The organism is Pseudomonas sp. 9AZ (assembly GCF_902506525.1).
GTDB lineage: Bacteria > Pseudomonadota > Gammaproteobacteria > Pseudomonadales > Pseudomonadaceae > Aquipseudomonas > Aquipseudomonas peli.
Genome location: NZ_LR733840.1, coordinates 3,562,071 through 3,575,901, shown reverse-complemented (window position 1 = coordinate 3,575,901; position 13,831 = coordinate 3,562,071). Strand labels below are relative to the sequence as shown.

Here is a 13,831-nt window from a genome sequence, read left to right as displayed (position 1 = left end):
ATCTATCCCGACGAGAAGTGCCTTGGAGTATGGCACGCGTGCGCAGTTCCGCAGAGGCTCTACGCGGGGATTTTCTTCACGCTGGCGGAGCTTCAGAACTGCAGGATCAGGGTCTTCAGCGGCGGTTGGCCATCCTGCGAGGGGAAGTCGCTGGCCGGCGCCAGCACCTGCCAATCGCGCACCGGGCGGCCGAGCTTTTCCGCGCAGCGCAGCACCTGTTCGCGCCAATCGGCCATGGCGACTTTTGCCAGGTTGTTGCAGCAGATCAGCACACCATCATCGGCGGTGGCGAGAATCGCCGGCTTGAGAAGGCTCTGGTAATCACGCAGCAGGTCGACGGTGCCGAAAGCGCTCTTGGCCCAGGCGGGTGGATCGAGCAGCACCAGATCGAACTGACGTTGCTCAAGGCGCGGATAGTGCGGCAACTTCTGCCCGCGCCGCGCATTGATCGGCAGGCCAGCCAGTTGGCGAATCGCAGGGAAGTAGTCTGACTGGACAAACTGCATGGGCTGCAGCTGCGGATTGAGTGTGCCATTCTCACGACCGACCGCCAGATTGCCTTCGGCAAAGTCCAGATTGACGACTTCGCTGGCTCCGCCAGCGGCCGCACTCAAACCGACGCCGCAGGTGTAGGCGAACAGGTTAAGCACCGACTTGCCTGCACTGTGCGCTTTGACCCAGCCGCGGGCGTTGCGCAGGTCGAGAAACAGCAGCGGGTCTTGCCCGGCATGGCGTCCGCGCACGCGGTAGTTGAGGCCCCATTCATGGCCGATCAGGTCTTCCAGTGCAGCCGGTTCGGCCCGGTAGACCGCATCAGTGCGGTCGATCCGCGAGTTGCCCTGGGAGCGGTCGTTGTAGACCAGTAGCAGTTGTGTGCCGAGGCTGGCCTGGCACTGCTCGGCCAGTTGTAGCAGTTCGTCGCGACTCAGGCCCTGGTGGAAGCTCTGTACCAGTAATTGCCGGCCGTAACGGTCGACGGTCAGGCCGCCGGCGCCTTCCTGGCTGCCATGAAACAGGCGATAGCAGTCGGTACCTTGCTGATGCAGTTCGGCCAGCAGGTCTTGACGGTTATGCAGTGCGGCGCGCAGCGCCTGATCGAGAGAGGGCATGCGCGGCGACTCGAAAAAGGAGGGCGCGCAGTTTATCAAGATTCACCTGCCGGGACGCAGGCTCGGTAAAAACAGCAAGGGCACCCTAAGGTGCCCTTTAATTTGCGATTGTTATTTGATCAGACGATGCGGTTGATGCCTGTGCGGTCAGCGCCGTCAGCAGCAATACGGTTGCCGCCAGTGCGGTCTGCCCCATCAGCAGCGATGCGGTTACCACCAGTACGATCAGCACCATCTTCGGCGATACGGTTGATGCTGGTACGGTCAAAGCCGTCGGCTGCGATACTGTTAGCGCCAGTGCGGTCAGCGCCGTCAGCAGCTACGCGGTTGCCGCCGGTACGATCGGCACCATCTTCGGCGATGCGGTTGATGCTGGTACGGTCAAAACCATCAGCGGCGATACGGTTGCTCAGGCTGCGCTCTGCGCCGTCTGCGGCAAAAACATTGCTGGTCAGGCTGGCGGCAAGCAGGGAAGCGATCAGGTACTTGTTCATCTGGGTGTCCTCGGAAGAGTGGGGTAAGTGGCTACGGGGCTAATGTTGCGCCGCAGCCCGACTCTTGAGAAACGCAGGTGGTCAATAGCAATCATCATTGCTGTCGATGGCAAATAAAAAAGCCGGCCCCCTGATTGATGGGAGCCGGCTTTTTTGTCGCCATAGCTGAACGGTGTAATCAGGCCCGTTCGATCGCCAGTGCCACGCCCTGACCGCCGCCGATGCACAGGGTGGCGAGACCTTTCTTGGCGTCGCGCTTGATCATCTCGTGCAGCAGGGTCACTAGCACGCGGCAGCCGGAACCACCGATCGGGTGACCGAGAGCGATGGCGCCGCCGTTGACGTTGACCTTACTGGCATCCCAGTTGAGTTCCTTGCCGACTGCCAAGGCCTGCGCGGCGAAGGCTTCGTTGGCTTCGATCAGGTCCAGGTCGGCCAGCTGCCAGCCGGCCTTGGCCAGGCAACGCAGGGTGGCACTGACCGGGCCGATGCCCATGATCGCCGGGTCGACACCTGCGTTGGCGTAGCTGGCGATCTTCGCCAGTACCGGCAGGCCGAGGGCCTGGGCTTTGGCGGCGCTCATCAGCAGCACGGCAGAGGCGCCATCATTCAGGCTGGAGGCGTTGCCGGCGGTGACGCTGCCGTCCTTCTTGAATGCGGGCTTGAGCTTGCCCAGGGATTCGGCTGTGGTGCCGGCGCGCGGCTGTTCGTCAATGGCAAAGGCAATCGGGTCGCCTTTGCGCTGGGGAATCATGATCGGGGTGATTTCATCGACAAAACGCCCGGCCTCGATAGCAGCCACGGCTTTTTGCTGCGAGGCGGCGGCGAAGGTGTCCTGCGCTTCGCGGCTGATCCCGTATTTCTCCACCAGATTCTCGGCGGTGATGCCCATGTGATAGTCGTTGAAGGCATCCCACAGGCCGTCGGTGATCATCGTGTCGACCAGCTTGGCGTGGCCCATGCGCAGGCCGGTGCGTGCTCCGGGCATTACATAGGGAGCCAGGCTCATGTTCTCCATACCGCCGGCGATGATCACTTCGGCGTCGCCGCAACGGATCGCTTGGGCACCGAGGTGCAGAGCTTTCAGGCCCGAGCCGCAGACCTTGTTCAGGGTCAGCGCTGGCACGGCGTGCGGCAGGCCGGCGAGGATCACCGCCTGGCGTGCCGGGTTCTGCCCGCTGCCTGCAGTGAGCACCTGACCGAGGATCACTTCGTCGACCTGCGCGCCGTCCAGGCCGGTTTGTTCCAGCAGGCGGCGGATTACCGCTGCGCCGAGTTCAGGGGCTGGGATATTCGCCAGTGAACCCTGGAAGCTGCCGATGGCAGTGCGGGTGGCGGCAACGATGACGACGTCTTGCATAGCGCGATCCTCACAAGTAACGGGCGCGGCAGGCCGCGAAAGGTCGCTATGGTGGCACAGCGGCTTTGTTTACGGCCAGCGCGCGAACCGGCCGGTCAGCGTGGCGGCAGGTTTAGGCGTTTGCGCGCACGGTGGATGGCGCCGCCGCGTACCGCCCAGCGCAGCACGGGGGCCAGGCTGTGTACGCCAGTGTGGATCATCCGGCTACGTGGCGGGCTGATCTGCTGGCCGAGCATCTGTTGCGCCCAATCTGGCAGCAGGTCGATGCCAGCCTGCATCAGCAGCTTGGCCGCCGGGGCAGCGAGGGCGCTGGGTGCCGGGGCGTTGAGCAGGATGCGCAAGATTTCCAGCGAGCGTTCATCACAGAGCAGCTCGGGGCGCACAGCTGCCAGGTAGGCGGCGACCTCGGCGCGCGAGCGCGGCACCTGGGTGGCGCCCAGACGCTCTGCGATCAGGGCGATTTCCGCGTAGTAGCGGTCCTGATCGGCTTCGCTCAGTTGTGGGTTGCGGTAACGCAGGTGTGCTTGGAGAAAACTGTACACCTCGGCCACATGCACCCAGGTGAGCAGCGCCGGATCACTGGCGGCATAGGTGCGGCCATCCGGGGCGGTGCCTGTGACTTTGAGGTGAATGGTCTTGACCTTGTCGATCAGCCAGTCGGCATCGGCACGCGAGCCGTAGGTGGTGCCAGATATAAACTGGCCGGTGCGACGCAGGCGGCCGAGTAGGTCCTGACGAAAATTTGAGTGATCCCATACCCCGGCTAATGCCAGTGGATGCAGAGCTTGCAAGAGGAGGGCGCTGATACCGCCGATCAGCATGCTGGTGAAGTCGCCATGCACCTGCCAACTCACCGAGTCGGGGCCGAACAGACCGGGGTCGTCCTGGGGCTTTTCGAAGTCGATTTGCCCCAAAGCGATACCGCTGAGACTAAGGACTTGGCTTTCGATACGGCGTCGAAGAAATTCCATGGAATGGTGGGTTCGTTTGCTGGTGTAGGGTGGATCGCGCTTCATCGATCCATCGGTTGGCGATCCACTCGATGGGGCTCCGCCGCGCGGGGCCCTTGGCGGATGAACAGAGCATCAGCTACGTGCCTCGTTACACCCTACATCCTAGCGTGCGGTTATCGGTTCAGGCGCTGCTCGATCAAACCGTCGACCACCGTCGGGTCGGCCAGAGTCGAGGTGTCGCCCATGTTTTCCAGCTCGTTGCAGGCGATCTTGCGCAGGATGCGCCGCATGATCTTGCCCGAACGGGTTTTCGGCAAGCCCGGTGCCCACTGGATCAGCTCGGGTTTGGCGAAGCTGCCAATTTCCTTGCCGACCAAGGCCAGCAGTTCCTGCTTCAGCGCATCGTTGATTTCCACGCCGTTCATCGGTGTGACGAAGGCATAGATGCCCTGGCCTTTGAGGTCATGCGGGTAACCGACCACTGCGGCTTCGGCGACGGCGTCATGAAGCACCAGGGCGCTTTCCACTTCGGCGGTGCCGATGCGGTGGCCGGAGACGTTGATCACGTCATCCACCCGGCCGGTGATCCAGTAGTAACCGTCCTCGTCGCGGCGCGCGCCGTCGCCGCTGAAGTAGTAACCGGGGTAGGGCTTGAGGTAGGTGTCGATCATCCGCTGATGGTCGCCGTAAACGCTGCGAATCTGGCTTGGCCAGCTGTCCTTGATCGCCAGCACGCCGCTGCCAGGGCCGTCGATCTCCTTGCCCTGTTCATCCAGCAGCACCGGCTGCACGCCAAAGAACGGCCGGGTCGCCGAGCCGGGTTTGAGGTCGGTGGCGCCGGGTAGCGGAGTGATCAGGATGGCGCCGGTTTCGGTCTGCCACCAGGTGTCGACGATCGGGCAGCGGCGTTCGCCGACCACGTTGTAATACCACTCCCAGGCTTCCGGGTTAATCGGCTCGCCGACGCTGCCGAGCAGGCGCAGGCTGGTGCGCTCGGTGCATTCGACCGGGCCAGTGCCCTCACGCATCAGCGCACGCAGGGCGGTGGGCGCGGTGTAGAAAATGTTTACCTGGTGCTTGTCGATCACCTGCCAGAAGCGCGAAGCCGTCGGGTAGTTGGGCACGCCTTCGAAGATCAGGCTGGTTGCGCCGTTGGCCAACGGACCGTAGACGATGTAGCTGTGCCCAGTGACCCAGCCGACGTCGGCGGTGCACCAGTAGATGTCGCCTTCGTGGTAGTCGAACACGTATTTGTGGGTCATCGCCGCCATTAGCAGATAGCCGCCAGTGCTGTGCAATACACCCTTGGGTTTGCCGGTGGAGCCGGAGGTGTAGAGGATAAACAGCGGGTCTTCGGCGTCCATCGGCTCTGGTGGGCAGTTGCCGTCGGCGTCGCGTAGGGCTTCGTGGTACCAGATGTCGCGGCCTTCCACCCAGTCGATCTCGCCCTGGGTGCGTTCGACCACCACTACCGTGGACACTGCTGGACAGCTCTGCAGCGCCTTGTCGACGTTTGCCTTGAGCGCCACGTACTTGCCACCGCGCACACCTTCATCGGCAGTAATCACGGTGCGGCAATCGGCGTCGAGAATGCGATCACGCAAGGCGTCCGGGGAGAAACCACCAAACACCACCGAATGCACTGCGCCGATGCGTGTGCAGGCGAGCATGGCGTAGGTGGCCTCGGGGATCATCGGCATATAGATGCACACCCGGTCGCCCTTTTTCACCCCACGGCTTTTCAGCGCGTTGGCCAGGCGGCTGACGTTGTGGTGCAGCTTCTTGTAGGTGATGTGAGCCGATTCGCTGGGGTTGTCGCCTTCCCAGATCAGTGCAATTTGCTCGCTGCGTTTTTCTAGGTGACGGTCGATGCAGTTGTAGCTGACGTTCAGTTGCCCACCCTTGAACCACGAGCCCGAACCGCTTAGCAGGTCGCCTTGTTGCACGCTGGTCCAGGGTTTGCTCCAGTCGAGGAAGGTCTTGGCCTGCTCGGCCCAGAAGATTTCCGGTTGCTCCACCGATTGCTGGTACAGACGCAGGTAGTCGTCGTTGTTCAGGTGGGCGCGTTGGCGCACTGCATCGGGCACGGGGTGGCGGGTGATTTCGAACATGGCGGGTCCTTATTGTTGTGTTCCGCGATGTTCGTAGGGTGAACCAAGCGGGTGCTTGGTTCAAGTGCTGGCCTTGTGCTCGGTCGCTGTGGATCAGCCGCGATGCCGTTCGCGGAAGTGCTGGATCAAGCCTTGTGTCGAGGCGTCACTGGCGGGCTCGTCGAGTTGGCCGGTGAGACGCTGATAAACGCCCTGGCCAAGGTCCTTGCCCAGTTCGACGCCCCACTGATCAAAGGCGTTGATGCCCCAGATGGCGCTCTGTACGAAGACCTTGTGCTCGTAAAGCGCTACCAGTGCGCCGAGGTTGAACGGGTCGACGCGGTTGAGCGCGAGGATATTGCTCGGGCGGTTACCGGGGATCACCTTGTGCGGTGCCAGACGTTGCACTTCGGCCTCGTCCAGACCCTTGGCGCGCAGCTCGGCTTCGGCTTCCTCGCGGGTCTTGCCATGCATCAAGGCTTGGCTTTGTGACAGGCAGTTGGCAAACAGCCACTGGTGATGGTCAGCCAGCGGGCTGAAGCTATTAACCGGGACGATAAAGTCCGCTGGGATCAGCTCGGTACCCTGGTGCAGCAACTGGTGATACGCGTGTTGACCGTTACAGCCCACGCCGCCCCAGATCACGGGGCCGGTGCTGAAGTTCACAGGGCTGCCGTCCTGGCGCACGCTTTTGCCGTTGGATTCCATGTCCAACTGCTGCAGGTGTTTGGTGAAGTTACGCAGGTAGTGGTCGTAGGGCAGGATCGCCTGGCTTTTCGCGCCCCAGAAGTTGCCGTACCAGATCCCCAGCAGGGCCATCAGGACGGGCATGTTTTCCGCCAGCGGTGCCTGGGTGAAATGCTGGTCCATGGCGTAGGCGCCGGCCAGCAGTTCTTTGAAGTTGGAGATACCGATGGCCAGGGCAATCGGCAGGCCGATGGCCGACCACAGTGAGTAACGCCCGCCGACCCAGTCCCACATCGGGAAGATGTTTTCCGCCTTGATACCGAATTCGATCGCAGCCTTCTGGTTACTAGTCACCGCAATAAAGTGCTTGTGCAGCTCGGCTTCCGGGCCGCCCAGGGCTAGGTACCAGTCGCGTGCGGCCAGGGCGTTCTTCAGGGTTTCCAACGTACCGAAGGATTTGGACGAGACAATAAACAGCGTGGTCTGTGGGTTCAGGCGTGCCGTCAGTTCACGGAACTCGCTACCGTCGATATTCGCCAGGTAATGACAGCGCACGCCGCGCTGGGTAAAGGGCCGTAGTGCTTCGGACACCAACTGAGGGCCGAGGAATGAACCGCCAATACCAATGTTCACCACTTCGGTGATCGGTTTGTCGCTGTAGCCACGCCACAGGCCGCTGTGCACGCGGCTGACCAATTCGGTCATCTGATGCAGTACGCGGTGCACTTGTGGAATCAGGTCAACGCCGTCGAGTTTCAGGGTGCGGCCAATCGGGCTGCGCAGGGCTGTGTGCAGAGCTGCACGCCCCTCAGAGGCATTGACCTTATCGCCGCTGAACAGGGCGTGAATGGACTCCGGCAGCTGGGCTTGTTCAGCCAGCTGCACCAACAGTCCCAGGGTTTTTTCGTCGATCAGGTTCTTTGAGTAGTCCAGCAGCAGACCGCTGCTGCTCAGGGAAAAACGGGTAAAACGTTGCGGGTCACGGGCAAAGGCCTCGCGCATGCTGAAGTCGTTCATCTGCTCGCGCTGCTCGCGCAGCGCCTGCCAGGCGGGCAGGCTGGTGACGTCATGCGTTTGCTGGAAGTAGGCCATTGGTGCGTGTTCCTTGTTTTGGGTGCGGCGAATCATGCAAAAAAGCCCGGAGTTATCCGGGCCTTGAGTGTAACTGGCGGGTGTTGGGCCAGCATCTACGCCGTGGATCAGCCTGGAGTATCGAGGTCGAACGCCAGGTTGTCGATCAACCGGGTGCTGCCAATAAACGCGGCCAGCAGTATGACCAGGCGGCGATCATCAGCGGTGGCCGGACGCAGGCTGTTGGCTTCGCGTACTTCCAGATAATCCGGGCTAAAGCCTGCGGCGCTGTGTTGCTGCTGTGCAACGGCGACCAGTTTGGCGTAATCACGCTCACCGGCGCGAATCGCTGTGGCCATCTCTTGCAGGGTACGGTACAGCACCGGCGCAACTTCACGCTGTGCCGTATTCAGGTAACCGTTGCGCGAGGACAACGCCAGGCCATCGTCGGCCCGCACCGTCGGCTCGCCGATAATCTGGATCGGCATGTTGAGGTCACGCACCAGGGTGCGGATCACTGCCAGCTGCTGGAAATCCTTCTGGCCAAAAATCGCCAGATCCGGCTGCACCATGTTGAACAACTTGCTGACGACGGTCGCAACGCCCTCAAAGTGGCCTGGGCGGCTAGCGCCGCAGAGGCCTTCAGACACGCCCGGTACGCTGACACGGGTCTGGCCGTCCATACCGTGCGGGTACATTTCCTCGACATCCGGGGTGAACAGCAGATGGCAGCCGGCTTCGACCAGCTTTTCCTGATCGGCGAGCAGGGTGCGCGGGTATTTGTCGAGGTCTTCGCTGGGGCCGAACTGCAAGGGATTGACGAAGATGCTGGCGACCACGAAATCGGCACGCTGGGCGGCTTTCTCCACCAGTGCGGCGTGACCGGCATGCAGGTTGCCCATGGTCGGGACGAAGGCGATCTGTTTGCCTTCGGCACGGGCCTGGGCAACAGCGGCGCGCAACTCGCGCACGCTTTTAACTGTGTTCATGCAGAAAATCCGTGTTCGGCTGCTGGGAAACTCTGGTCTTTGACCGCTTTGACGTACGCACTGATGGCGTTCTGGATGCTGCTCTGGCCAGCCATAAAGTTTTTCACGAACTTTGGCGTGCGGCCGCTCAGTGAAAGCCCAAGCATGTCATGCAGGACCAACACCTGACCGTCGGTGGCAACGCCGGCGCCAATGCCGATAACTGGGATCTTCACGGCTTGGCTGATTTCAGCGGCCAGTTCGCTGGGCACGCATTCCAGCAGCAGCATCGCCGCGCCGGCTTGTTCCAGCGCCATGGCATCAGCGCGCATCTGCCGCGCTTGGGCTTCCTGGCGGCCTTGCACCTTATAACCACCGAGGATATTCACCGCCTGCGGGGTGAGGCCGAGGTGGGCGCATACGGGTACGCCGCGCTCAGCCAGTTGGCGAATTGGCTCGGCGAGCCAGGCTGCACCTTCCAGCTTGACCATGTGGGCGCCGGCTTGCATCAGTGCCGCGCTGTTGTTCAGGGCTTGCTCAAGGGTGGCGTAGGCCATAAAGGGCAGATCGGCGAGAATCAGCGCGCCCTGGTTGCCACGTTTGACGCTGGCGGTGTGATACGCCATTTCGGCGACAGTGACGGGCAGCGTGCTGTCATGGCCTTGCAAGACCATGCCGAGGGAATCGCCCACCAGCAGCACATCGACACCGGCCTGGCAGGCTGTCTGGGCGAACGTGGCGTCATAGCAGGTCAGCATGGCGATTTTCTCGCCGCTCTGCTTGAGGCTTTGCAGGGTGGTCAGGGTTACATCAGGCATGAAAACTGTCCTCACTCAGGCGTTCAGTCAGCAGTTGTGCTGCTTCAAGTTGGCCTGCATTGGCCTCGAATTGCACCGGTGCGGGGCAACGGGACGCCTATAGTCCTGATGGGGGGGCTCGAAGTCAATTGCAGGTGTTACCGGCTTGTTACTGCCGTTACCGCCAATGTGCCAGCTCGCAAGTAGGGTTATTACTGCTGCGGCTGCATGACCCAGCAGTCGAAGTTGTCCGGAATTCAGGTCAACTCTGTTTCGCTGAGGCGTTCCAGCCCTGCATAAGGACAAGCCCCAAGCAGTTCTGTCAGGGCGCGGCCATCCGGCAGTTGTAGGTCGGGGGCGATCTCAGCCAGCGGGTAGAGGACAAAGGCGCGGGCATGCATGTGGTAGTGCGGCACGCTCAGGCGCGGCTCATCCAGTAAGCGTTCGCCGAACAGCAAAATATCCAGGTCGAGGGTGCGTGGCCCCCAACGCTCGGCCTTGCGCGTACGGCCTTGCTCAAGTTCGATCGTCTGCAAGGCATCCAGCAGGGCCAATGGACTGAGTTCGGTATCCAGTGCCGCCACGGCATTTACATAGCGCGGTTGATCCGCAGGACCCAATGGGTCGCTGCTATAGAAAGATGACTGGGCAATCAGATCTGTTTGCGGCAGCGCAGCCAGGGCGGCCAGCGCGCTGCGCAGTTGCTCGATCGGTGTGGCCAGGTTACTGCCCAGGCCGATATAGACGCGTTCCATTATTCGCCGGCTGTACTGCTCGAGTTCTCAGCAGCCGGGCCGCGTTTACGCTTACTGTTATTGCGTTTGCGCTTACGGGGAGCGCCTGGGCCATCGTCCTTGTTGCTGAGGTCGCGGATCATATTGCGACGCTCGCTGTCGCTGACATCCTGATAGCGGGTCCACCAGTCGCCCAGGCCACCGGTTTCCTCGCCTGCGCTTTCGCGCAGCAGCAGGAAGTCGTAGCCAGCGCGGAAGCGTGGGTTTTCCAGCAGCATATCGGCGCGTTTGCCGCTGCGGCGTGGCAGGCGTTCCTGCATATCCCAGATTTCGCGGATCGGCATGGTGAAGCGCTTGGGCACCGCGATGCGTTGGCATTGCTCACTGATCAGCTCGTGAGCGGCTTCCTGCATGGCCGGGATCGGCGGCATACCGCGATCCTGCAGCTTGATCACGCGGGCTGGCAGGGCTGGCCACAGCAGTGCTGCTAGGAGGAACGCAGGGGTGACTGTCTTGCCCTGATGAATGCGTAGGTCAGTGTTGTCCAACGCATTACGGATCAACTGGTCGGTGTAATCCGGGTTGAGTTTCAGCGCCTCGGCGCTGGCCGGGAACAGCTGGCCGAACAGGCCGTAATCCACCAGCAGCTCGTAGGTGTACACCGCGTAGCCGGCGAGAAACAGCTTGAGTACTTCATCGAATAGGCGCGCAGCGGGGATGCCGCCTAGCAGCGGGGCCAGTTTGTAGATCGGCGCGGCGCTGTGTTTCTCGATGTCGAAATCCAGCTTGGCGGCAAAACGTACTGCACGCAGCATGCGCACCGGGTCTTCCTGGTAGCGCTGAGTCGGATCACCGATCAGGCGGATCAGGTGGTTGCGAATGTCGTGCACGCCATTGGCGTAATCGAGGATGCGCTCGGTGCTCGGGTCGTAATACAGCGCATTGATAGTGAAGTCGCGACGCTGGGCGTCGTCTTCAAGGCTGCCATACACGTTGTCACGCAGAATGCGTCCGCTCTCGTTACGCGAGGACAGGTTGCTGTTTTCTTCTTCCTCGCCTTCCGGATGATTGGCGCGGAAGGTGGCGACCTCAATGATTTCACGGCCGAAGTGCACGTGAACCAGCTTGAAGCGGCGGCCAATGACCCGGGCGTTACGAAATTCGGCGCGCACTTGCTCGGGCGTGGCGCTGGTGGCCACGTCGAAATCCTTGGGGTCAATGTCTAGCAGCAGATCGCGTACGCAACCGCCGACCAGATACGCTTGGTAGCCAGCCTGCTGCAGGCGTTCGACCACACTGATGGCGTAGCGGCTGATTTCACCACGTTCGATCGGGTGCTGGCTGCTGCTCAGCACTTCAGGCGTGCTGTGTGAGTGGTTGCCACGGCGGGCTGGGGTACGAAAGGACTTGAACAGCTTTTTCAGCATGGGAGGCACTGTTTGACTAAATGACTGGCCAGAGTATATGCCGGCCGCAGGAATGGCGCGGATTCTAGCATTGAGTCGACGATTGATGGAGGAAACGACAGGAAAGGGCGGCAGGCGGGGGATTTGAAGCTACTGGGGGAGCCGAAGCTCCCCCCCAAATTGGTGCGTGCTCTGTTTTTATTATTATGGCGGGCTTGTTGTTTTTGTTGATTTACCCGTTCCATCCAGTCAAGGACTTTTGAAAAACTTCCCAAGCTGGGAATCAAGAGCAAACGGATTGCTTTGGATGCTGACGCTGCAATGATCACGGTGTGACCTAACCAGTATTGGCGCTGCCTTGGGGCAGTTTTATTATTCTCAGCCTGGTTATGGGGCGTACCCCAACGGCAATTCCTTTCCAAAAGAATCAGTTAGCTGCGCCTCCGCGTTGTTGTTTTTATTGTGCTGGAGTCGGTACGTCTTATTTTTATTAGGGTTGGAGCGTTTTGTTATTGTTGTTGTACTGGCTGTAAAGCAGAACCCGTGCCAGTTTTTTAAATCCCTTTAAAATCAACGGCTTGATTGTTTGTGTGAGGCGCGGTGTGGCACAAAAAAGCCGGGTTCTCGTTACCGTAAGACCCGGCTTTTGTTACTAAGTGTTGAAGGGGTAACAGGTGAGGGAACCTCTTGCGGGCGCATCTGTCACCTTGGCGCGCCGCTCTAGCCCGCGGTTGCCCCTGAAGATTTGCGCCGTGGGATACCGAGGCGCTGGCGGCGCTCCCACAAACATTTGCGGCTGATGCCGAGTTTGCGTGCCAGTTCGGTCTCGGTCATATGGTCCTGGTGCTCGAGAACGAAGTGCTGGAAGTAATCCTCCAACGACAGGTCTTCAGTGGGTTCGCTCGGCTCATGCCCCAGGCCGCCACTTTGTGCGGGCAGGCCGGTGAAGTCGTCTTCCAGGTCATCCAGTTCAATATCGATGCCCAGTAGTTCGGCTGAGATGCTGTTGCCTTCACAGAGAATCACTGCGCGTTCGATGGCGTTTTCCAGTTCACGCACGTTACCCGGCCAGGGGTAATGGCGAATCGCCTGTTCAGCATCGGCAGCAAAGCTCAATTCCGGGCGGCCCTGGCGGGTGCTTTGGCGCACCAGGAAGGCGCGGGCGATTTCACTTACGTCAGCGCCGCGCTCACGCAGTGCGGGCAGTTTGAGGGCAATCACATGCAGGCGGTAATACAGGTCTTCGCGAAATTGGCCAATCTTCGACAGGCTTTTCAAGTCACGGTGAGTCGCGGCGATCAAGCGCACATCGACCTTCTGTGATTGCACCGAGCCGACCCGGCGAATTTCGCCTTCCTGCAGTACGCGCAGCAGGCGTGCCTGGGCCTCCAGAGGTAGCTCACCGATTTCATCAAGGAACAGGGTGCCGCCGTCAGCGGCTTCGACCAAACCCGCTCGGCCGGCGCTGGCGCCGGTAAAGGCGCCTTTCTCATGGCCGAATAGCTCGGACTCGATCAGCGATTCGGGGATGGCGGCGCAGTTCACTGAAATCAGCGGCGCTTTGGCGCGGCGCGAAAGGTTGTGCAGAGCGCGGGCGACCAGCTCTTTACCGGTACCGGACTCGCCCTGAATCAGCACGTTGGAGTCGGTGGGCGCGACCTTGCGGATCTTGCTGTACATCTCCTGCATGGATGCGCAGGAGCCGATGATGCCGATTTCGCCGTTGCTGTTGTCCACCACCTTGTCGGCACCGGCTTTTGCTGGGCCGGTTGCGGGTGCTGGTGTGCTCTTGGCCTGCTGGTGATCGCGCAGGATGCGCGCCACGGCCTGGAGCATTTCGTCGTGGTCGAAGGGTTTGGCGATGTAATCCACCGCGCCCATTTTCATCGAGTCGACCGCCGAACGCAGGCTGGCGTAGCTGGTCATGATCAGCACCGGCGTGCCCTGGCCGAGCTTGATTAGCTCGGTGCCGGGTGCGCCCGGTAGGCGCAGGTCGCTGACGATCAGGTCGAAGCTGGGGATGCTGAAGCGCTCTTGCGCTTCTTGCACCGAGCCGGCCTCGCTGACTTCGTATTGGTTACGTTCCAGCAGACGACGCAAGGCAGAGCGGATAATGGTTTCGTCTTCGACGATCAAAATATGAGGCATCAATTCGGTCTCTC

The 13,831-nt window shown here is 61.1% G+C and carries 11 protein-coding genes; all 11 read right to left on the bottom strand.

The window, feature by feature from the left end; genetic code table 11:
• Positions 1-92 precede the first annotated feature (92 nt).
• Positions 93-1,109 carry a class I SAM-dependent rRNA methyltransferase gene (locus ALTER154_RS16710; RefSeq protein ID WP_160088678.1) on the bottom strand — a complete coding sequence of 339 codons (1,017 nt, stop codon included), beginning with the start codon at positions 1,107-1,109 and terminating at the stop codon, positions 93-95.
• Positions 1,110-1,228: 119 nt separating this feature from the next.
• Positions 1,229-1,603, bottom strand: coding sequence for a hypothetical protein (locus ALTER154_RS16705; protein ID WP_160088676.1), 375 nt, complete (start codon positions 1,601-1,603; stop codon positions 1,229-1,231).
• Positions 1,604-1,781: 178 nt separating this feature from the next.
• Positions 1,782-2,963, bottom strand: coding sequence for an acetyl-CoA C-acetyltransferase (locus tag ALTER154_RS16700; protein ID WP_160088674.1), 1,182 nt, complete (start codon positions 2,961-2,963; stop codon positions 1,782-1,784).
• A 95-nt stretch (positions 2,964-3,058) separates the two neighbouring features.
• Positions 3,059-3,934 (bottom strand): oxygenase MpaB family protein, encoded by an 876-nt coding sequence (locus ALTER154_RS16695; RefSeq protein WP_160088672.1) that lies wholly within the window; start codon positions 3,932-3,934, stop codon positions 3,059-3,061.
• 155 nt (positions 3,935-4,089) lie between these two features.
• Positions 4,090-6,027: an acetate--CoA ligase gene (gene acs / locus ALTER154_RS16690; RefSeq protein WP_160088670.1), complete on the bottom strand. Its 1,938-nt coding sequence runs from the start codon at positions 6,025-6,027 to the stop codon at positions 4,090-4,092.
• 93 nt (positions 6,028-6,120) lie between these two features.
• Positions 6,121-7,785, bottom strand: coding sequence for a glucose-6-phosphate isomerase (gene pgi / locus ALTER154_RS16685; RefSeq protein ID WP_160090201.1), 1,665 nt, complete (start codon positions 7,783-7,785; stop codon positions 6,121-6,123).
• A gap of 107 nt (positions 7,786-7,892) precedes the next feature.
• Entirely contained in the window at positions 7,893-8,753 is an 861-nt protein-coding gene (gene panC, locus ALTER154_RS16680; protein ID WP_160088668.1) for a pantoate--beta-alanine ligase, read from the bottom strand.
• Entirely contained in the window at positions 8,750-9,550 is an 801-nt protein-coding gene (gene panB, locus ALTER154_RS16675) for a 3-methyl-2-oxobutanoate hydroxymethyltransferase (protein ID WP_160088666.1), read from the bottom strand. The genes panC and panB overlap by 4 nt, the downstream gene beginning before the upstream one ends.
• Before the next feature lie 236 nt (positions 9,551-9,786).
• Entirely contained in the window at positions 9,787-10,284 is a 498-nt protein-coding gene (gene folK / locus ALTER154_RS16670; protein ID WP_176600657.1) for a 2-amino-4-hydroxy-6-hydroxymethyldihydropteridine diphosphokinase, read from the bottom strand.
• Positions 10,284-11,690 (bottom strand): polynucleotide adenylyltransferase PcnB, encoded by a 1,407-nt coding sequence (locus ALTER154_RS16665; protein WP_090255997.1) that lies wholly within the window; start codon positions 11,688-11,690, stop codon positions 10,284-10,286. Before ALTER154_RS16665 ends, folK begins: the two co-directional genes overlap by 1 nt.
• Before the next feature lie 699 nt (positions 11,691-12,389).
• Complete coding sequence (locus tag ALTER154_RS16660; RefSeq protein ID WP_160088664.1) at positions 12,390-13,817, bottom strand: sigma-54 dependent transcriptional regulator; 1,428 nt, start codon at positions 13,815-13,817, stop codon at positions 12,390-12,392.
• Between the last annotated feature and the right edge of the window lie 14 nt (positions 13,818-13,831).